19 protein-coding genes are annotated in these 18,840 nt (G+C 72.3%); 10 read left to right on the top strand and 9 right to left on the bottom strand.

Annotated features, from left to right (window positions below):
* Positions 1-70 precede the first annotated feature (70 nt).
* From OG332_RS39710 to OG332_RS39690, 5 genes are all read right to left on the bottom strand, one after another.
* Positions 71-283, bottom strand: coding sequence for a VanZ family protein (locus OG332_RS39710; protein WP_327417995.1), 213 nt, complete (start codon positions 281-283; stop codon positions 71-73).
* Between the two features lie 11 nt (positions 284-294).
* The gene (locus tag OG332_RS47990) at positions 295-537 is read right to left on the bottom strand and encodes a hypothetical protein (protein WP_442816282.1); all 243 of its coding nucleotides are present in this window, start codon (positions 535-537) and stop codon (positions 295-297) included.
* A gap of 124 nt (positions 538-661) precedes the next feature.
* Positions 662-817, bottom strand: a complete 156-nt coding sequence (locus OG332_RS39700) for a DUF6131 family protein (protein WP_327417994.1) — start codon at positions 815-817, stop codon at positions 662-664.
* A 152-nt stretch (positions 818-969) separates the two neighbouring features.
* Entirely contained in the window at positions 970-1,341 is a 372-nt protein-coding gene (locus OG332_RS39695; protein WP_327417993.1) for a PRC-barrel domain containing protein, read from the bottom strand.
* Positions 1,342-1,497: 156 nt separating this feature from the next.
* On the bottom strand, positions 1,498-1,677 hold the full coding sequence (locus OG332_RS39690; RefSeq protein WP_327417992.1) for a CsbD family protein: 180 nt from the start codon (positions 1,675-1,677) through the stop codon (positions 1,498-1,500).
* A gap of 462 nt (positions 1,678-2,139) precedes the next feature.
* On the opposite strand from OG332_RS39690, the gene OG332_RS39685 reads away from it, so the two are divergent.
* The 4 genes from OG332_RS39685 to OG332_RS39670 all read left to right on the top strand — a co-directional run bounded on the left by OG332_RS39685 (position 2,140) and on the right by OG332_RS39670 (position 5,885).
* Positions 2,140-4,581: a SpoIIE family protein phosphatase gene (locus tag OG332_RS39685; RefSeq protein WP_327417991.1), complete on the top strand. Its 2,442-nt coding sequence runs from the start codon at positions 2,140-2,142 to the stop codon at positions 4,579-4,581.
* 178 nt (positions 4,582-4,759) lie between these two features.
* Positions 4,760-5,122 (top strand): STAS domain-containing protein, encoded by a 363-nt coding sequence (locus tag OG332_RS39680; protein WP_327417990.1) that lies wholly within the window; start codon positions 4,760-4,762, stop codon positions 5,120-5,122.
* A 13-nt stretch (positions 5,123-5,135) separates the two neighbouring features.
* Complete coding sequence (locus tag OG332_RS39675; protein WP_327417989.1) at positions 5,136-5,648, top strand: ATP-binding protein; 513 nt, start codon at positions 5,136-5,138, stop codon at positions 5,646-5,648.
* Positions 5,649-5,690: 42 nt separating this feature from the next.
* Positions 5,691-5,885, top strand: coding sequence for a hypothetical protein (locus OG332_RS39670; RefSeq protein ID WP_327417988.1), 195 nt, complete (start codon positions 5,691-5,693; stop codon positions 5,883-5,885).
* 73 nt (positions 5,886-5,958) lie between these two features.
* Here OG332_RS39670 and OG332_RS39665 read toward each other — a convergent pair whose 3' ends face one another.
* A complete protein-coding gene (locus OG332_RS39665; protein WP_327417987.1) occupies positions 5,959-9,891 on the bottom strand; it encodes a hypothetical protein in 3,933 nt (1,310 codons plus the stop codon).
* A 68-nt stretch (positions 9,892-9,959) separates the two neighbouring features.
* On the opposite strand from OG332_RS39665, the gene OG332_RS39660 reads away from it, so the two are divergent.
* Positions 9,960-10,115, top strand: a complete 156-nt coding sequence (locus OG332_RS39660) for a hypothetical protein (RefSeq protein WP_327417986.1) — start codon at positions 9,960-9,962, stop codon at positions 10,113-10,115.
* Between the two features lie 90 nt (positions 10,116-10,205).
* On the opposite strand, the gene OG332_RS39655 is transcribed toward OG332_RS39660, so the two are convergent.
* Positions 10,206-11,114, bottom strand: coding sequence for a hypothetical protein (locus tag OG332_RS39655; protein WP_327417985.1), 909 nt, complete (start codon positions 11,112-11,114; stop codon positions 10,206-10,208).
* Entirely contained in the window at positions 11,111-11,527 is a 417-nt protein-coding gene (locus OG332_RS39650; protein WP_327417984.1) for a hypothetical protein, read from the bottom strand. Before OG332_RS39650 ends, OG332_RS39655 begins: the two co-directional genes overlap by 4 nt.
* A gap of 104 nt (positions 11,528-11,631) precedes the next feature.
* Between OG332_RS39650 and OG332_RS39645 the strand changes: the two genes are divergently transcribed.
* The 5 genes from OG332_RS39645 (at position 11,632) to OG332_RS39625 (ending at position 18,346) form a co-directional block, all read left to right on the top strand.
* Positions 11,632-15,048, top strand: coding sequence for a CHAT domain-containing tetratricopeptide repeat protein (locus tag OG332_RS39645; protein WP_327417983.1), 3,417 nt, complete (start codon positions 11,632-11,634; stop codon positions 15,046-15,048).
* Positions 15,049-15,124: 76 nt separating this feature from the next.
* Positions 15,125-16,204, top strand: a complete 1,080-nt coding sequence (locus tag OG332_RS39640; RefSeq protein ID WP_327417982.1) for a tetratricopeptide repeat protein — start codon at positions 15,125-15,127, stop codon at positions 16,202-16,204.
* A 55-nt stretch (positions 16,205-16,259) separates the two neighbouring features.
* Positions 16,260-17,264 (top strand): dihydroxyacetone kinase subunit DhaK, encoded by a 1,005-nt coding sequence (dhaK, locus tag OG332_RS39635; RefSeq protein WP_327417981.1) that lies wholly within the window; start codon positions 16,260-16,262, stop codon positions 17,262-17,264.
* A gap of 51 nt (positions 17,265-17,315) precedes the next feature.
* Positions 17,316-17,930: a dihydroxyacetone kinase subunit DhaL gene (dhaL, locus tag OG332_RS39630; RefSeq protein ID WP_327417980.1), complete on the top strand. Its 615-nt coding sequence runs from the start codon at positions 17,316-17,318 to the stop codon at positions 17,928-17,930.
* On the top strand, positions 17,927-18,346 hold the full coding sequence (locus OG332_RS39625) for a PTS-dependent dihydroxyacetone kinase phosphotransferase subunit DhaM (protein ID WP_327417979.1): 420 nt from the start codon (positions 17,927-17,929) through the stop codon (positions 18,344-18,346). The genes dhaL and OG332_RS39625 overlap by 4 nt, the downstream gene beginning before the upstream one ends.
* A 39-nt stretch (positions 18,347-18,385) precedes the next feature.
* Here the strand turns inward: OG332_RS39625 and OG332_RS39620 are convergent, their stop codons facing one another.
* Positions 18,386-18,784 (bottom strand): RNA-binding S4 domain-containing protein, encoded by a 399-nt coding sequence (locus tag OG332_RS39620; RefSeq protein ID WP_327417978.1) that lies wholly within the window; start codon positions 18,782-18,784, stop codon positions 18,386-18,388.
* Between the last annotated feature and the right edge of the window lie 56 nt (positions 18,785-18,840).

Genomic DNA, 18,840 nt, shown 5'->3' with positions numbered 1-18,840 from the left:
ACCGCTGTCACCGATGGGGTGTGCAGTACTCACGAGTCACGAGGCACGGGGCGCACGTCCTGGGAACGGGTCACGAGGCTTCGGGTGCCTTGGGGCGCCCGGGCCGACGGGGACGGGTCCAGCGGTGCCACCAGTGCCTGCGGCGCGGATGGACGGCCCGCCCCAGCCGCCGCCCGATCAGCAGGTACCCGAGGAGCGCTCCGGCCGTGTTGAGGATGACGTCGTCGATGTCGAAGACGCGTCCCGTGACGAGGGCGCCCTGAGTGAGCTCCACCAGCGTCATCAGGCAGACCGTCACGGCGGCGACCCGCAACAGCCCCCGGGCCGGGGGCAGCAGGACGGGCCGGACACGACGAGCAGGGCGTCCTCGGCGCTCTCGCGGCGGTCCCACCCCCAGTCCCGCAGGGTCCGGCGGGTGAAGTCGCGGCCCTTGCCGACCGCGCCCCGGACGCTGCGCAGGGCGAGACGGCGGCACTGGCCCGTGGCCGGCACTCCCGCACGCCGAGGATCGCCGATGGCTGCTCCCGTCGTGTTCACTGTCGCCTCACCCTGACCGTCGACGCTGCTCAGTTGCCGTGTGGGACGGAGGCCGGCGCCTCCGTCCCCGGGCCGCCCCGGCCGGCCGCTTCCCGCGCCCGGCGCCCGGCGCGGGGCCGGCCGGCTACCAGTAGTGGCGCCGGCCGCCGACGGCGTGCCCGACCGAACCCAGGATCCACAGCACCGCCCCCACCACGAGCAAGATGACCCCGATGGTCCACAGGATGGAAATTCCGGTCAGGAATCCCACGATCAGGAGGATGAGTCCGACGACAATCATGATGCCCCTCGTTCTCACGTTGGGAATTCGGCGGAACGATCGGACCGCCGTGGCGTCTCGGATCGCGTCTACCCTCGAACCTCGTGCACGAACGGACGCCGGGCATGAAAGCGGGCCCGAACTCGGCGAGTTCGGGCCCAATCGGCGCCGGGTCAGACGGGGCGGCGGCCGAGGGGGCCGCCGGCGGAGTAGTAGTACGCGCCGAGCGCCTCACGGTAGTCGACGTCACCGAGGTGCTTGTCCCGGTGGAATTCCGGGGCGTTCTTGATCTGCTCCTTGGTGCCGTTGACGTAGACCTTCTTCTCGGCCGCATCGATCCGGATCACGGTGCTCGCCGGGAGCAGGACCTCCTTGCCGAAGATCCACACACCGGTGTCGACGACGCGGTAGGCGTCGCCGACCTCGTACGAGTGCTTGTCGACCCTGCCGATGTCCCCGTCGATCGCCTCGACCTTGTACCCGGCCAGATCGGCACCGGTCACGTGGCCCGCGGTCGACCTGTAACTCCACACATGCTCGGTCACGCGAAAACAACTCCTCCTGCGGGCAGGGACGGCGAGGATTTCCCTGCCGCTCCCCCTCTTCGATGTCGTACGCGGCGGCAGCGTTGCCCCGCGCCGACTCGATTGCCCCGCTTTCGGCGCCTCATTCATCGGGATTCAGCGGGCCGGGAGGCGAGGTCAGGACCTGCCCGTGCCCTTCTTCATCTCCTCCGAGGCCTTCGCCGTCATTTCCTCGGCCTTGCCGCTGATCCTCTCGGCACTGCCCTCCGCCTGCATGCCCTTGTCATCCATGGCACTGCCGGCGCTTTCCTTGATCTTGCCCTTCATCTGCTTGGCCTTGCCCTTTGCCTTGCTCATGACGGGGTTTCCTTCCTGGAGGGGGGTGCTGCCCACCTTGCTTCGGTGGCAGCCACTCCGCAATTCGGGCCTGAATTCCTGATGAATACGGGTGTCGCCGCTTCAGTCCGGCGGTTCCGGCACCCCGGGCGGGCCTCCGGGCGGGGGCCCGTCGGGAGCCGGACGGGGATCACGGGGCTTGGGGCCGGGACTCGGGGGTACCGGATCGCGGGGGTACGGGATCCGGACGCTCCGGAGTGGGACCGGGGGCTTCGGGGTCCGGTTCGGTGGTCCAGTCCATGTGGTTCACCTCGTGTTCCTTGGCGTACGCGGCCTCGTCGGCCTTTGCTGCCGAGCGGGCACCCTGGGTGCCTGCCCCGTCGGGCGCGCCTCAAGCAGGAGGGCGGCGACCGCGTCGGGACGCCCGCGCCGGGGCCGCCCCACCTGGGCGCACGCCGGGTACGGCCGTGGCATGCTCAAGGAATGAAGGGCGATGCCGCGCCTGAGGGCGAGGGCGAGGGCGTCGGGCCCGAGGTGCTGGCGCTCGCCAAGGTGGTGGCCAGGCTGCGATCGGAGGTCGTGGACCTGGAAGGCGTCGCCGCGACCACGGCCGTCGTCGAGCGCGCCAGGGGCGTGGTGATGGCCCAGGCGGGTGTAACGGCCGACACGGCTCAGGAAATCCTGATCGGCCGCGCCACCGAGGGCGGCCGTACCCTCCTGGAGGAGTGCTGGATCACCCTGGGGCGGATCCGCCCGCACCCGCCGCCCGGAACCGCACCCTCCGACCCGCCCGCCGCCCCCACGGCCGGCGCGGGGACGAAACCGGCCGCCTCGGCGCCCGGCTCCGGGCGCCGTCTCGTCGGCCGCGCCGGTGAGGCCGCGCTGCGCCCGCCCCTGGCCCGGCTCGCCGACGGCCTGGCGGCAGCGCACGGCGGTGACGACATCGCGGAGCTGCTTCGGACCGTGCTCGGCCCCGAAGCGGGCGTGGATGCGGTGATGATCTACACGCTGACATCCGCCGGAAGCCTGGAGCTGACCGGCCGCGCCGGCATCGACGACGTGCTGGCCGAGCGGTGGCGCCACATCCCCCCGCTCGCCGGCGTGGCCGCCCACGAGGCGGTCGCCGGACACCGGGCCCTGTGGCTGGAGAACCCGGCGCAGGACGCCCGCCACTACCTCCTGATCACGGACGCGACGGACCGGTGGCGCTCCCGCGCCTGGATCCCCGTACCCGCCGACGGCTCCCCGGACACGGCCATCGGCTTCCTGCGGACCCGGCCGGGCCCCTTCGCGGCCGACATCCGGGCGCTGCTGCGGCGGGCGGCCCGGCTGTGCACCGGTCCGCTGGGCGTGCCGGAGCGGCCCCGCGACGCCCACGCCGAGCCGGCGGACGTAGACGTGGCCTCCGCCCAGCGGATGCTGGACGCGCTGGCCGGACCCGCGATCCTGCTCACCCCCCTGCGCTCGGAGGCGGGCGAGGTGGAGGACTACCGCATCGACGCGGCGGCGCCCGAGTCGGTGGACGTCGCCGGGCGGCGCGGCAAAGAGCTCGTCGGACTCCGGGTCCTGGAGACGTACCCGACGGTGGTGGGCACCGCGCTGTGGAACGGGTACCTGGAGGCGCTCACGACGGGAACGGCGTACGAGGGCGAGCCCTTCACCTACGAGGAGGTCGTCGCCGGCGTCCCGCAGCAGTCCGTCTACTCGGTCCGGGCCTCCAGGCTGGGAGACCGGCTGGTCGTGTCGTGGATCCGCCACGACACGAGCGAGCGCGAGGCACGGCGGCTGGCCGACATGCAGCGGCTGGGCAACCTCGGCTGGGCCGGATGGAACCTCACGACGGACACCGTCACCTGGTCCGACCAGGTCTACGCCATCTTCGAGCGCGACCCGCGCCACGGGCCGATGACCCTGGAGGAACTGCCGCGGCGCGTCCTCCCCGACGACCTGCCCAAGCTGGGCACCGCCGTCCGGCGGCTGCTGAGCAGGGGGGAGGCCGTCGACCAGCCGTTCCGGATCACGACCTCCGACGGCGTGCGTCACCTGCGGATCGTCGCCGAGGCCCGGACGGACGCGGACGGCACACCGGTGGAGGTGCACGGCTTCTTCCAGGACCTCAGCGCGCAGCGCGGCGTCGAGCTCGCACTGCGCGAGAGCGAGCGAGCCGTCCTCGTCCAGCGCGGCATGCTCCAGGCCGAACGGGCGCTCGCCGCGAGCCTCCAGGACACCCTGCTGCCGATCCCCGACCAGTCCCTGGAACTGGCCGGCCTGTGCATCGACGTCGCCTACGTTCCCGCCGACAGGGGGGTCAACGTCGGCGGTGACTGGTACAGCGCCATCGAACTACCGGACGGCAGTGCCCTGTTCGTCGTCGGGGACGTGGCCGGCCACGGTCTGGCCGCGGTCGGCACCATGGCCCAGCTGCGGTTCACCACGAAGGGCATGACCGTCACCGGCTCACCCCTGCCCGACGTGCTGCGCCGGCTCAACACCCTCCTGCTCCACACCGCTTCGGACCCGTCCACCACCACCACCGCCACCATGGTCATGGGCCGCTACCAGCCCTGGGACCGGCGCCTGACCTGGGTACGGGCAGGCCACCTGCCCCCCTTGCTGGTCCGCGGCGACAAGGCGGGCTTCCTCGACCAGCCGCCGGGCAGCCTCCTCGGCGCCAGCTTCGACTCCTCGTACGGGCAGGCCGTCATCGAGCTGATGCCCGGTGACCGCCTGCTGTTCTGCACCGACGGACTCGTGGAGGAACCGGGCGAGGACATCGGCGTCGGACTCGACCGGCTCGCCGCGTCCACCCTGCGGCTGCTCCGGGAGGGCCGCGGCGAGACCCTCGCCCGGACGCTCGCCGCGATGTGCCCGGGCAACCGCGACGACATCTGCGTGCTGGACATCCACGTCCCGGACGACCCGTGATCCGGTACACCGGGCGCGGCCGCGCCGCGGCGCCGACCGCCCCTGCCCGCCCCCCGGTCGCAGGCTTGGACGGCAACCGACGGGGTAGGCGCGACATACCCCGAAAATTCCGGATGGGAGGTGCCATGGCGGCCTCAGCGGTTCATCCGACCGGGCACGGAGAAGGAGGGTGTGCCTGATGTCCACGGCGAACGGAGAACGCTTCACCGTCGAGGCGCGGTCCCTCCCGGGGGCCGTGGTCCTGGCCATGGCGGGGGAACTCGACCACGACACCGCCGAGCCCCTGCGGCAGGCCCTGGACACGACGTGGCCGGACGGCGGGCGGCTGCTCGTCGACCTGACCCGCCTGGACTTCTGCGACTCGACGGGCCTGAACGTGCTCTTGCGCGGCCGGCTCGCGATCCAGGAATCCGGTGGCACCCTCGAACTGGTCGGCCTGCACCCACCGGTCGCCCGCATGTTCCACATCACGGGCGCGGACCGGCTCTTCCGGGTCCACACGGATCTGGAAGCCGCGCTCGCGACGCCCCAGCGCCCGTAGGGGAGGAGCACCCATGGACGAGGGCCGGTCACCGGAGCTGACCCGGCTCCTCGTGCTGCACCGGGCCGCGAACGCGGTCACCCGGTGCCGCGACTTCGCACGTCAGACCCTCGCGGAGTGGCGCTGGCCGCCGGGCCCCGTGGAAGCGGGCACCCCCGGCGCGGAAGCCACCGACGACGCCCTGCTCCTGGTCTCCGAAGTCGTGGCCAACGCGTGCCTGCACGCGGGCGGGCCCACGTCCCTGGTCCTGCGCTGTAGGAACGACCGGCTGCGGATCGAGGTGACGGACGGGAGCCCCGCCGCACCACGGGCCACTCGCCGGTCCGACCCTTCCCGGCCCGGAGGCCACGGACTCCTCATCGTGGAACGGCTGGGGCGGAACTGGGGCTGGTACCCGCTGGACGGCGACGGCAAGTGCGTGTGGGTGGAGATCGGCTCCCCGCCGGGCGCGCTCACAGACCGAGGTCGAGGAGGGCCTTCTCGACGAGCTCGGTGGGAGCCGGGTGCATCCAGTACGGGGACCTGACCAGGGTGGACGCGTCGATGCAGGCGTTCCTCCTTCTCGACGATGACGACGGAGCCGCCCGCCGCGGCGAAGACCTCCGCCGGCTCCGCCGCGATGCAGCCCCCGCCGAGGACGGCCTGGCGGCGGGGCGGCGAGCCGATCCGCATGACCGTGTCGGAGGTCTGGTACGGAAGCGAGGAGCCGGCGACGGGCGGGGGCACGAACGGGCGGCCTGCCGCGCCGTCGGCCGGTCGCTGAGCCGAGAGGAATGGGCCGAGCACGTACCGGACGCGGGCTACGCCGCCGGCTGCACCTGACGCGACGGCCGTGGCTACTCGTCGTCTCCGCAGGCCCGTCCAGCGCCGTCGCAGGTGTGGTCACGCAACACCTCACCTGCGATGGCCTTCACGGCCTCGGGGGCCAACCGGGCCAACAGGTGCAAGCTGTTGGTCCAGTGCATGGAGCGCAGCGCCATCGCGAGGAACCGACGCGCAACAGGTGCCGGGGTCACCTCCGCCAGTGCCGTCAGCGCGGCGGACTCCTCTTGCCGATCACCGATGGAGGCGACCACCGCTTCCGCTCGGCCGACATCGCCGGCGCGTGCCGACGCGACTGCCACAGCGGTCATCGCCGCTGCGCGCCGCTGCTGGTCCGCGATCGACCGGGCCACGCTTTCCGCGCGGTCCGGCTCGTTCGCCTGGGCGAACGCAGTCGCCAGGTACCGGGCCAGTTCGTCCTCCTCCACCGGTTCGGTGTGGTCGTCCTCGGCGATCATCCTGCTCACGCGCTCCACACCCGGGGGGTCTCCCGCGAATCCAACCGCCTCGGCGATCCAGGTCCACCCGGCGTCCCTGCGATCTGCGCTGTAGATCCTCGGCATGACGCTCATGGCCTCGTCGGCCATGGACAGAGCGCGATCCCGATCCCCGATCCGGACAGCTGTCCTTGCCAGCAACTTGAAGTGCTCGATCATGCCGAGGTTGTGGCCCATCACCCGGATCGCCGCTTCGGCTTCATCGATCAAGGTGCGTGCCCTCTCTTCCTCTCCGACATGTGCCAGTGCGGACGCCGTCCTCACCAATGCACTGGCGTGATGGAAGCTCTCTTCCACTGACCTGGCCATGCGCTCCGCACGGTCGAACTCGCCCACATAGACAAACGCGGGCGCAGTCGCACACAGCGCGCTGGACAGCTCTCGGGGATCGTCGATCCTGCGCACGACCAACTCGCCGCGGTCCGCCTCGCCTCCCCAGATCAACCCGTCCGCCAACATGGCAGCGGTGTTGCTTCCGGAGTTCGAGCGAGCGAGCGACTCGGCACGCCGGGTTTCACCCGCTCGGGCCAAACACCGAACAGCCCCGTCGAGTGCAGCCTGTCTGCAGCTGGAGTCCGTGACCAGCACGGCCTGCGCCTCGGCTCTCTCGGCAAGGGCACTGGCAGCATGCAGATCGCCGACGTCGGCGGTCCACCACGACAGCTGGATCAAACTCAGTGCCCACGACCAGGGATCCGTCATCGCACGTGCGTCGCGTTCGATCTCGTTCGCCAGCTCGCCCGCCCGCGTGAGTTCACCTGCCGCGGCCAGCGCCCGGGCCCGAGCGGTCATCAGCACCAGGCGTTCGCGCAGCTGTACCCCGGATCGGCACAGCGACTCGACCGCCTCTTCCTCGCCGATGAGGACCGCACCTGCCACGACCAATGACATCGCCTCAAGCCGGTCGTCATCGGTCCTGATCGCATGCGCGGCCGTCGTGGCTTCCTCGATCAATGCGCGTGCCCGACCGTGTGCGTCCATGTCGGCGTAGAGCCGCACGACACCGATCAACCCCACCACCTGGTCCGGGTGCATGCAGGCACGTACGGCGGCCAGCGCCTCGTCGGCGGCGGCCAGCGCCTGAACGGAGCGGCCGGCTCGCTGCCATGCCCTGGCTACGCCGATCAGCGAAATCGACCGCCTCGCAGCTGTTGCGATCGCTCGACACGCTCTCATCGCGCGACCGGGCTCGCCCTTCATGATCAGGGCGTCCACGACCGCGCCTTGCGCATCGGACTGCCGGGCTTCGTTTCGCATGGCGTCGATGAGGCTTTCCGCTCTCGGGATGTCACCCTGCCGAGCTGCGGCTGTCGCCAGGGCGACCAGGACGATGTCCCGCCCGTCCGCCTGCCCCAGTGACCGCGCCACCGCTTCGGCGGCGTCCCAGTTGCCCGCGTAGGCCAAGGCGCGTCCGTGTGCGGCCTGCCGCGGGCTTCCCTGGTACAGGCTGACCCAACGTTCGGCCAATCGCGCCGCGTTGACGCAATCGCCCGCGTCCGCCGTCCTTTCCGTCAGCGTCATCAGAAAGGTCAGCTGTTGTTCCTCATTGCCGAACGAGGCGATGAGTGATTCGGCCCGATCCGTCAGGGACCGGACTGCGGCCGGCTGGCCCAGCTTGCCGAACGAGGCGATCGCGCAGAAGAGCAACAGCAGTTGCACCTTCGCATCGTCCACCGAGTCGACCAGGGCTTCGACGCCTTCCATGTCGCCTGCGACGGCAAGGGGTTCGACCATCTCCGTCAACGCCTGCATGCGCCGCTTCGGGTCCGGAATCGACTGGGCCGACGCCAGTGCTCGGATCGATTGTCCGAGCACGGCCCGCACCGCGGGCAGGCCGACCGGAACGTTGGCGTTGCGCTGCTCGATCTCGCTCCGGTGCAGAGCCAGCCTTGCCAGGCTGGTCAGGTCGTGGGAGTCGTGCGCCAACAGTGCCTCGTGGGCGGAGTTCACCTCGTTGAGTGCCGCGGTGTCTCCACCGGTGACCTCCGCCAGGCGGTCCTGCCGGATGCGGTCGGTTGCGCAGGCCACCAGCCGGCGCAGGTCCTCGGCTTCGCGCAGCATGCGGAAGTACCCGCGCAACAGGTACTCGGGCGTGCCGGCCGACCAGCCCTCGGCACGGTGTTGGTCCGCCCAGGCGTGCAGGCGGTGCCGGTATGCCGCGATCCCCGGCTCCTCCAGATGCTGTCGGGCTGATCTCTGGATCTCCTCGTGGCCGAGGACGTACGCGAAGGGTTCGGCGTCCGGTCGCCAGCTGCCGGCCTGGGCTACGAAGCTTCGCCCGGCCACCGCGTGCAGATGGTCCTTGATCCTCCAGGCGGGCTGACCGGTCAACGCGGACAGGTCCGCGCCGGTGAGACCGCCGCCGGCGGAAGTGATGAACCCGAGCAGGTCCTGCTCCAGCTGGGAGCCGTTGAGCAACCGCTTGAGGTCGCGTTCCATGTCGTTCCGGGCGACTTGGGCGTGTTCGGAGGGCACGAGCGTTCTCACCACGTCCGCGGCATGCAGGGGGTGATCGGTGGGAACGTCGCGCGGCAACGGCGGGTTGAGCCGACCCGCGACCACGATGCGCATGCCGTGTGGCGGCTGGGCCGGCAGCAGTCCGGCAACGCTGTAGGAGTCGGGGTCGGCGGTCACCCCCCGGTCCTCGTCCAGGCCGTCGACCACCAGCACCAGCCGCTCACCCTGCTTGTGGCAGTGCTGCGCGCCCTCGGTGAGCATGCGCCGCAAGTGTGCCGCCCGGGTGGCATAGGGCAGGTACGCGGGCATCGGCTGGTGCAGGAGGTCCGCGATCTGCTCCATCGCGACGTCGGTGAACGCGAGCCAGTCGCTTTGGCCTGCGAAGCGAGCGGTGACGAAGAAGGAGATGACACGGATCCCGGGGGGTGGGTGGAGCACGAACCAGGACAGCAGTGCCGACTTGCCCGCCCAGGCCTCCGACCTCCACCACAGATAGGACCGGTCGTCGGGGCCGGTACAGAATGCGGTGAGCGCAGCCAATTCCGTGCTCCGCCCGCGAAGCTCGGGTGGCGCGATGCCGCGCACCTGTTCGTGGTACGCCGATCGGGCGACCTTCGCTTTCATACCCTGCACGCCGGCCTGCGGGGTGGCAGCACTTTCGTAACGGTCCATCCAATATGTCGGCGTGTCCCTTCCGTTGGGCAGGATGAGGGACGGTCTCCTGGAACGGGCGTAGTGCAGGCATCCGCGGACGAAGGCTTCGACCGAGGAGCGACGGGGATTCGTCCTCGCATTGAGCAGATTGCCCACTGTGGCGCTCGACAGCGTTCCCTGGACGCCGGCCTGACTCGCGTGATCACGAACGGTCCTGACTCCTGGACGTCCGATCAGCCCGTACAGCTCGACGAGGACCGTGTTCCAGCGTTCCGGTGACGGATCCAACTCCCCCTCCTGCGCCTCGTTCGCCCCTGCCTGCAGGCGTCCAGTTTCCATCCTGGACCACATTGGACAGGTGGCTCGCCATGGTCGGTCCAGTCCCTCGGACCGAATCAGGAGCGATCATGCTGACGACGATCACGACCATCATCCTCACCCACGCCCACACCGCCCAGGATTGGCTCCCCGAACTCGCCATCGCCCTGAAGCTCGCCGCGGCGGGCATCAGTTTCAGCGTCGCCGTCCATCGGGCAGCCCGTTACTGGCGCAAGCACCGGTAACGTCGATCGTCCGGCGCGAAAGGCTGCGCCCTGCGGGAGATCTCCCGCAGGGCGCAGCTGTGCTGTTGGACGAGTATCCAGAACCTGTGGTCAGGTGCCCTTGCGCAGCGTTCGGGTCAGCGTGCGGCCCGTCCCCTGGTCCGGCGGGCCAGGACAGTCGATGCCCAACTCGTGGGCGAGGGCCCGGATGTGCAGGTCGACGGTTGCCTCGACGAGCTCCGCCAGGGCCGACGTGGCGCCTCGCGCCCGGTACATACCCAGTGCCAGTGCCCCGGCGCCCAGGAAGGCCGCGGGCCACCACAACACCGCGAGCGCCGCGTACAGAACGCCCCAAGCCTGCAAACGGTGTGCGGCGGCGAGTGTCCAACGGGCGGTGTGGAGTTCCAGCCGGGCGCCGTCCGGGACCAGCAGCCACAGTCGGGGCCAGGCCGAGGCGAGGTCGAGCCGGTACGCCTCCCACACGCGCTGCTCCGCCGAGGCCAGCCGGTCTCCGGCCCAAAAGGGACGGGTCGGTGCGGCGAGCGCGATGCGATTGCGGGCGGCGTTCCGCCGCGACGCCCGCTCGGCGAGGTCAGCGGCCGCGGCGTCGCCGGTCAGTCGGGCGCTGCCCGCCGCCACCAGCGCCTCTCGGAACGCGTCGTCGGCCGCTCTCCAGTCGCGCATGCGACGGGCGGTCAGGCGGCGGGTGAGCGTCATGCGGTCGTCGACCAGCCACAGCCGTTCCAGCGCCGCCCCCATGCCCCTTGCAGCCAGATCCACGCCGTAGGCCCCCACCAGCACGCCGACCGCCGCCAGGGCGATCGCCCCCGGGGAGTCGGCGGCGGGCGCGGCGGCCACCTTGTCGAGGACGTCGCGCAGGCCGGACACGTCGTACCACCGCCGGTGGCCCAGAACAGCGGCGCCGGCCAGCACCGCCAGGTAGAGCAGGCCGGGAAGCACCAGCAGCGCGCTCCACCGGTCGGCGAGCTTGCCGCCCAACGTGGTGAGCAGCGGGCTCACGCCGTCACGTCGAACGGCAGGAGGGCCTCGTCGAACAAGGCGCAACGCGGCGCGCCCGTCGTGACGGGGGCTTCCACCCGCGTGCAGCGGGCTCGCGGGCAGGCCAGTACGTCCAACAGCGGGCGGCCGCTCCCCAGTCCCGGCAGCGGCTCATAGGGTGAGGGTGTCGTCGGGACCGTGCGGTACGAGCCGAGTGCCGCCGTGTGGCCGGCAACGAGCAGGCGGTCCTCGAGGTCGTCCAGCCGTTCGTCCACCTCGTCCTGCGGCCGGTCCGCCCGCACCCGGGCCACCACGTCGGCCGTCAGCGCACGAAGCTCCGCATCCTCGGACAGCGGCCCGCCCGGTTCGTCCAGGCGGGAGCACAGCATGGCCAGGCGGGCGTCACGTCGACCCTGTTCGTTCGGTGCGGTCAAGGGGCTCCCCTGTCAACTACGCTGCGCTTCCGTATGGTTACGCTGATGATAGGGAATCTCGCCGGGCGGCCGGACGCGTTCGTCGACACCGGGACGGGGCGGACATGGGCGAGGCGGAGCTTCAGGGTGTGGCGTTCCTCCAGCAGTACGTACGGAGTGGGGAACCGCGTGCGCTGGACGAGGCCGTCACACTGCTCCGGCGGAGCGTGAGGGAGACGCCCCCAGGTACGGCGCGCGGAAGTTGCCTGAGCAACCTCCTGGTCGCCGTCACCCTGCGCTGCTCCGTCTCCGACGACCCGCAGGATCTCGCCGAGCTCGTCACCGTCGGCCGCGCCGCTGCGGCAGGCTCACCCACGGCCCAGGACCTCGTACTCTTCGGCCGGGCGCTGAGGCGGACTCACGGCCGCACCGGTGAGCCGGGCGAACTCGACGAGGCCATCGACGTGTTCGGGCGAGGCCTGCGACTGTCGGAACCGAACGACCAACGCCTGTCGCTGTTGAACGACCGGGCGCTCGCACTGCTGGAGCGGTACCGGCGCGACGGTCGCGCGCCCGACCTGGCCGCCGCGGAAACCGACCTGCACCGTGCGCTGGACCTGCCGGACCTCGAGCCCGTGATCCGCGCGCGAACGCTGGCCAACCTCGCCACCGCCCGGTTCCTCCACCACCAGGCGGGTGGCGATCTCGCGGAGCTGAGGGCAGCGGTCGAGCTGCAGCGCGCGGCTGCCACCGCTTGCCCCGCGGGCGTCCCCGAGCGGCCGGCGATGCTGAGCGGCCTCGCACAGTTCCTGACGCGGGCGGCCGTCCAGGGCGAGGCCGGTGCTGTGACCGAGGGAATCGACGCCTGCCGCGCGGGGCTCGCCCTCACCCCGTCAGGGCATCCCGAACGGCCCGCCCTGTTGTACCGCCTCGGTGCGCTGCTGCGTCTGGCGGTCGAGGCCGGCGAGCGTGACGTGTCGGTCCTGGACGAGGCTGCGCACGTGGCGCGGGAGGCGGTCCACACAACGCCCGCGAGTCACCCGGACCTGTCCGAGCGGTTGCACGGCCTGGGCAACATCCTGCACCGGCTCTCCCTGCTGGCTCGGGCGCCGGGACTGCTCGACGAGGCGATCGACTGCCTGAGGCGGGCCGCGGCGGGCCTCGTCGAGCACGAGTGGACGGACGGCGACCGCGAACGGGCCTGCGCCAACCTGTCCGTGGCGCTGCGCCGGCGCCACCTCGCCACGCAGGACCTCGCCTCGCTCGGCGAGGCAGCGTCCCTGACGCGGACCCTCATGGACTCGGCCGCCGCCCTGGACCGGGACGGCGGAGCACTGCACAACGCCAGCGCCGTCCTCGCCGACTGGGCTGCGGCCACCGGCGACGCCCAGGCCGCCCGCGACGCCGTCGATGCCGCCCGCGCCGCGCTGCGCGCCGCACCGGACCGACCCGCGCTGCGGGCGGAGCGGCTCAACGCGCTGGCCAACGCCCTGAGAACCCGGCACGACGTCTCCGGCGGCCACGCCGCCCCCCACGGCGACGGTGACTGCGCGGGCGACGGCGACCCGATCGCGCGCCTGGACGGCGACCTCGGCGAGGCGATCGTCCTGCTCCAGCAGGCAGTCCGCCTGCTGCCCCCCGACGCTCCCGGCTTCGCCCTCACGCTGAGCAACCTCGGTGCCGCGTGGCGCCGGAAGGCGGAGCTCACGGGAGACCCCGAGGCTGCGGAGAAGGCGGTCACCGCACTCGGCCGCGCGGTGATCGCCGGCGACCCCTGGCCGGATCGGCGCGCCCTGTACCGGTCGCATCACGCCGCCGCGCTGCGCCTGCTGTACGAGATGCGGGGCGACCTGGGCGTGTTGCGCGCCGCCGCCCGCGACTTCCGGCTGGCCGCACGAACCGTCGAGGCGTCGCCCCTGGCACGCGCCGCGAACGCGCAAGCGTGGGGTGATGCCGCTGCGGAGTGCGAAGGGCCGGCGATCGCGCTGGAGGCGTACCGGCTGGCCGTCGGACTGCTGCCGCGGGTGGCCCCGCGCCACCTCGCCCGCGCCGACCAGCAGAAGACCCTGGCCCGGCTGTGCGGCCTGGCCTCCCGTGCAGCGGCCAGCGCGGTCGACGCGGGCGACGTCCGCCTTGCGGTGCAGCTGCTGGAGCAGGGGCGGGGCACGCTCCTCGGGCACTTCTTCGAGTCCCGCGGCGAGATGGCGGCGCTGCGTACGGTTCACCCGGCGGCCGCCGACGGCCTCACCGGCCTGCGCGACCGTATGGACTGTCTGTCCCTGGATTCCGGCCGCGCCCCCGGTCCGACCGACGAACGCCATGCTCTCGGCGCCCGGTGGGACGAGCAGGTGGCGCGCATCCGCCGGCTGCCCGGCTTCGCCGACTTCCTCGCTCTCCCGCCCCTCGACGATCTGCTGGCCTGCACTGACCGAGGGCCGGTCGTGCTGTTGTACGGCGGGCCGCGCCGCGGTGACGCGCTGATCCTCCAGCGCAGCCGGAGCCGGAGCCGGTACCGGCACGATCCGCACGGTGCGGTGCGCCATGTCGCGCTGCCGGGACTGAACGAGGTGGTCGTGCAAAGGCAGTCGGGCCGGTTCCACGACGCGCTCGCCGCCTCCCGCTCCCCCGACGAGGAACGGGAGGCGGGGCGTGTTCTGGACGAGGTGCGGGCCTGGCTGTGGGACAGCGCCGTCGGGCCCGTGCTGGACGCTCTCGGGCAACAGCCGCCCGGCCCCGACCCCGAGCTGCGGGTCTGGTGGTCCCCGAGCGGGGCGCTGGCCGGACTTCCCCTCCACGCTGCCGGCCACGCCGGCGACCCCGCGCGCACGGCGCTGGACCGCGTCGTCTCCTCCTACACCCCCACGCTCCGGGCCCTGCGCCATGCCCGGTCACGCGAAGGGGCGGCACACGAGCAGCGCACGACCGGCGCCCCCGCCGTGCTCGCCGTCGCCTCCGGCGATGCCCCCGGCGCGCCCGTCCTGCCCGGCGCGGAACGGGAGGTGGAGGCCGTGCGCAGGATGCTGCCCACGCGGGTGCTGGCCGGGCGGCAGGCCACGTTCGGTGCGGTGTACGAGGCCTTGCCCCATCACCCCTTCGTGCATTTCGCCTGCCACGGCCTCAGTGACCCGTCCGACCCGTCCGCGAGCCGGCTGCTCGTGCACGACCATGCCGAACGGCCGCTGACGGTACGGGACATCTCGCGCCTGAACCTGTCGGGGGCGCAGCTGGCGGTGCTGTCGGCGTGCGCGACATCCCGTACCGCCGGGCGGCTGGCCGACGAAGGCATCCACATCACCTCGGCGTTCCAGATCGCGGGCTATCCGCATGTCGTCGGCACCCTGTGGCCGGTGCACGACGCGGTGGCGCGACGCGTGGCGACGACGTTCTACCGAGAGCTGAGGCACTCCGGGGAGCCGGGCGGCGCTCCCCTGCCGGACGCCGGGCGGGCCGCCCTGGCGCTGCATCGCGCGGTGCGCGAGTGCCGCGCGCGGTACCCGAACAGTCCGAGCCTGTGGGCCGCGCACGTGCACGCGGGTGCCTGACGAACCCGACTGCACACAACGCACTCATTGTGTAACGTCGAGTAACAACGGCTGGCGGATGGGGGAGGGGTGCTCCATGGGCTTGAGGGATCTGTTCCGCAAGCGCGGGAAGACGGAACGGCAGGAGACGATCAAGATCACGCTGCCTGCCGAGAGCCTGCTGCCGGCCCTGCTCAACGAGCAGATCCGTCGCCTCGGCCCATCCCACCCGGAGACGGTGGAGACAGGACACCGGCTGGCCCGCGTCCTCGCACGCAAGCCGGAGCACCGGACCATGGCGCTGGACCTCTTCCGCCAAGTGACCAGCACCAAAGCCGAGATGCTCGGGAAAACGCACCCCGAGACACTGGTCGCCATGGCGGAGAACGCGGCGCTCCTGCACGTCGACGGGCAGCCCGTCCCCGCCGAGGAACTGTGGCGCTATGTCGTTGCCGTCCGGACCGCGAGCCTGGGGCCGTCACATCCCGACACCCTGGCCGCATCCTGCGGCCTCGCCCAGGCCCTCGAAGACCTTCGGCGCGCCCCGGAGGCTGCCGCGCTGTGGCAGCACGTCGTCGAACACCGCACGCTGCAGCTCGGCGACGAGCACCCGGACACGCTGACCGCCTTGAACAACCTCTCCGTGGCGCTGCTCGACACCGAAGACCTGGCGGAGGCCGAGAACGTCTGCCGGCGGTTGCTGCGCACGGCCCGGCAGCGCAAGGGGGACCAGGACTCCTGGCTCACCGACGTGAGGAACAACCTCGCCGCCGTTCTGCACCGCCGCGGGGCACTGGCAGAGGCCGAGTCGGAGCTCCGCACCGTCGTGGCCGACCGAGCGCGCCTGTCGGGCCCGGAGCACCGGCAAACACTCACGGCGCGCAACAACCTGGCGCGAGTGCTGTTCGACCTCGGCCACTTGGACGAGGCGGAGTCGCTGATGCGCTCAGCACTGTCGGGCCGAGCACGGACGCTGGGCGAGGAACACCTGGAAACGTACAAGGCGCGGGAGGGACTGGCCGCCCTGCTCGTCGCACGGGGCGGCGGACGAGAGCAGGAAGCCGCACAGTTGCTCCGGCACTGCGTGAACGGGTACCGCCGTCTCCTCGGTGAAAGCCACCCCGACACCCGTACCACCCGCGAGAGCCTGACGGCGCTGTCCGCTGCCGAGGACTGACCCCGGCCGAAACACTGCTCCGAGAGTCACCGGCCAACCTCCCCAGGAGATGCGCATGAGGATGCTGATCAACAGTCCGCAGACCGTGGTCGCCGACGCCCTGCGGGGGATGGCCGCCGCCCATCCCGAGCTGGACGTCGACGTGGAGCGGCGGGTCGTCGTACGGCGTGACGCGCGGGCCGGTGGGCGGGTGGGGGTGGTGTCCGGGGGCGGGTCCGGGCACGAGCCGCTGCACGCCGGGTTCGTGGGGTACGGGATGCTGTCGGCCGCGTGTCCCGGCGAGGTGTTCACCTCGCCGGTGCCCGACCAGATGATGCGGGCCGCCGCGGCCGTGGACTCCGGTCAGGGGGTGCTGTTCGTCGTCAAGAACTACACCGGGGACGTGCTCAACTTCCAGATGGCCGCCGAGCTGGCCGAGGAGGACGGCCTGCGGATCGAGCGCGTCCTGGTCGACGACGACGTCGCCGTGACCGACAGCCTGTACACGGCCGGGCGGCGCGGCACCGGGGCCACCCTCTTCGTCGAGAAGATCGCCGGGGCGGCCGCCGAGGAGGGGGCGCCGCTGGAGCAGGTCGCGGCGATCGCCCGCCGGGTCAACGCGTCCTCGCGGAGCTTCGGGGTGGCGCTGAGCGCCTGCACCACGCCCGCGAAGGGCAGCCCGACCTTCGATCTTCCGGACGGACAGCTGGAGTTGGGCATCGGGATCCACGGCGAGCCGGGCCGGGAGCGGCGGGCGATGATGCCGGCCGGTGAGATCGCGGACATCGCGGTGGGCGCCGTACTGGAGGAGCTGGCGCAGGTGGGTCCGGCGGACGGGCCGGTGCTGGCGCTGGTCAACGGGATGGGGGCGACGCCGCTGCTGGAGCTGTACGGGTTCCACGCGGAAGTGGCCCGGGTGCTGGCCGCGCGGGATGTGCGGGTGGCTCGGGTGCTCGTGGGGAACTACGTCACGTCGCTGGACATGGCGGGGTGTTCGGTGACGCTGTGCCGGGCCGACGAGGAACTACTGCGGCTGTGGGACGCGCCCGTCCAGACCCCCGCGCTGCAGTGGGGTCGCTGACCGTATGGTGTCGGTGGGGCTGGCCAGACCGATGCGAGGCGAGGAGATCCGGTGCGCGACGCAGACTTCTTCCGGCGCTGGATGGCGGCCGCCGCGGCCGCGGTCGAGCGGGAGGCGGACCGGCTGACGGAGCTCGACTCCCCCATCGGGGACGCCGACCACGGGAGCAATCTGCTCCGCGGTTTCACGGCGGTGCTCCCGGCTCTGGAGGCGGCGGCCCCCGAGGCACCGGGCGCGGTGCTGCAACTGGCCGGAAGGACGCTCATCTCGACGGTCGGCGGGGCGTCGGGGCCCCTGTACGGAACGCTGCTGCGGCGCACCGGCAAGGCGCTCGGGGAGGCGGCCGAGGTCTCCGACACGGAGCTGCACGAGTCCCTGTACGCCGGGGTGGCCGCGGTGGCGCAGCTGGGCGGGGCGGCGCCGGGTGACAAGACGATGCTGGACGCGCTGGTTCCGGCGGTGACCGAGCTGAACACGTCGTACCGGGCGGCCGCGGACGCGGCGGAGAACGGGGCGCTGGCGACGGTCCCGCTGCAGGCGCGCAAGGGCCGGGCCAGCTACCTGGGCGAGCGGAGCATCGGTCACCAGGATCCGGGCGCGACCTCGTCGGCGTTGCTGTTCAGGGCGCTGGCGGACGTGGCGGAGCCGGCGGAGGGCGCGCGGTGACGGGCCCGGAGGAGAGCCCCGCGCTGGTGGGCATCGTGCTGGTGTCGCACAGCGCAGCGGTCGCGGAGTCGGTGGCCGAGCTGGCCCGCGGCCTGGCCGCGGGCGGCGCCCCGGCCCGGGTGGCCGCGGCGGGCGGCACCGCCGCCGGCGGGCTCGGCACGAGTGCGGAGCGGATCGTCGCGGCCGCGCGGGAGGTGGACCGGGGCGCCGGGGTCGCGCTGCTGGCGGACCTCGGCAGCTCGGTGCTGACGGTGAAGGCCCTCCTCGTGGAGGACGAACTCCCGCCGGACTCCCGCCTGGTGGACGCGCCCTTCGTGGAGGGCACGGTGGCCGCCGTGGTGGCCGCCTCCAGCGGCCTCCCCCTGTCGGCAGTGGCCTCGGCCGCGACCGAGGCCTACGCCTACCGCAAGACCTGATCCGGGCCCCGGGGCGCGCCGGGGCCGGGCCGCCGGCGGCTACGGGCGCCCGCGGAGGGTTTCGATCTCGCGGCGTTCGCGCTTCGTCGGGCGGCCGGCGCCGCGGTCGCGGATGCCGACCACGGCGGCCTCCACGGGAGTCGGCGGCGGCGGGCTCTTGTCGATCAGGCACTCCGCGGCGACGGGGGCGCCCACCCGCTTGGACACGGGCCGCTTCACCACCACGATCCGCTCGCGCCCCGCGTGGAAGAGCCGTACCTCGTCACCCGCGCGCACCGCCTGCGCCGGCTTGGCGCGCTCCCCGTTGACCTTCACATGGCCCGCCCGGCAGGCGGTCGCCGCGATCGAGCGGGTCTTGGTCAGACGCACGGACCAGATCCACGCATCGACCCGCACCGTGCCCGATTCCGTTCCCGTTCCCGTTACCTCATCTGCCATGCCCCGACTCTAGCGAGGCGGGCAGGGCAGAGCGGAACGACTTTTGGCCGATACAC

The sequence above is a fragment of the Streptomyces sp. NBC_01233 genome, assembly GCF_035989305.1.
Taxonomy (GTDB): domain Bacteria; phylum Actinomycetota; class Actinomycetes; order Streptomycetales; family Streptomycetaceae; genus Streptomyces.
The sequence above is the reverse complement of the archived record's forward strand: the minus strand, read 5'-3'. Positions and strand labels throughout refer to the sequence as shown.

Excerpts from the sequence above, each read along its gene's own strand:
- OG332_RS39710 (WP_327417995.1), bottom strand. The coding sequence starts at position 283 with ATGACGCTGGTGGAGCTCACTCAGGGCGCCCTCGTCACGGGACGCGTC.
- OG332_RS39700 (WP_327417994.1), bottom strand. The coding sequence starts at position 817 with ATGATTGTCGTCGGACTCATCCTCCTGATCGTGGGATTCCTGACCGGA.
- OG332_RS39690 (WP_327417992.1), bottom strand. The coding sequence starts at position 1,677 with ATGAGCAAGGCAAAGGGCAAGGCCAAGCAGATGAAGGGCAAGATCAAG.
- OG332_RS39685 (WP_327417991.1), top strand. The coding sequence starts at position 2,140 with ATGAAGGGCGATGCCGCGCCTGAGGGCGAGGGCGAGGGCGTCGGGCCC.
- OG332_RS39680 (WP_327417990.1), top strand. The coding sequence starts at position 4,760 with ATGTCCACGGCGAACGGAGAACGCTTCACCGTCGAGGCGCGGTCCCTC.
- OG332_RS39675 (WP_327417989.1), top strand. The coding sequence starts at position 5,136 with ATGGACGAGGGCCGGTCACCGGAGCTGACCCGGCTCCTCGTGCTGCAC.
- OG332_RS39670 (WP_327417988.1), top strand. The coding sequence starts at position 5,691 with ATGACGACGGAGCCGCCCGCCGCGGCGAAGACCTCCGCCGGCTCCGCC.
- OG332_RS39665 (WP_327417987.1), bottom strand. The coding sequence starts at position 9,891 with ATGGAAACTGGACGCCTGCAGGCAGGGGCGAACGAGGCGCAGGAGGGG.
- OG332_RS39660 (WP_327417986.1), top strand. The coding sequence starts at position 9,960 with ATGCTGACGACGATCACGACCATCATCCTCACCCACGCCCACACCGCC.
- OG332_RS39645 (WP_327417983.1), top strand. The coding sequence starts at position 11,632 with ATGGGCGAGGCGGAGCTTCAGGGTGTGGCGTTCCTCCAGCAGTACGTA.
- OG332_RS39640 (WP_327417982.1), top strand. The coding sequence starts at position 15,125 with ATGGGCTTGAGGGATCTGTTCCGCAAGCGCGGGAAGACGGAACGGCAG.
- dhaK (WP_327417981.1), top strand. The coding sequence starts at position 16,260 with ATGAGGATGCTGATCAACAGTCCGCAGACCGTGGTCGCCGACGCCCTG.
- OG332_RS39620 (WP_327417978.1), bottom strand. The coding sequence starts at position 18,784 with ATGGCAGATGAGGTAACGGGAACGGGAACGGAATCGGGCACGGTGCGG.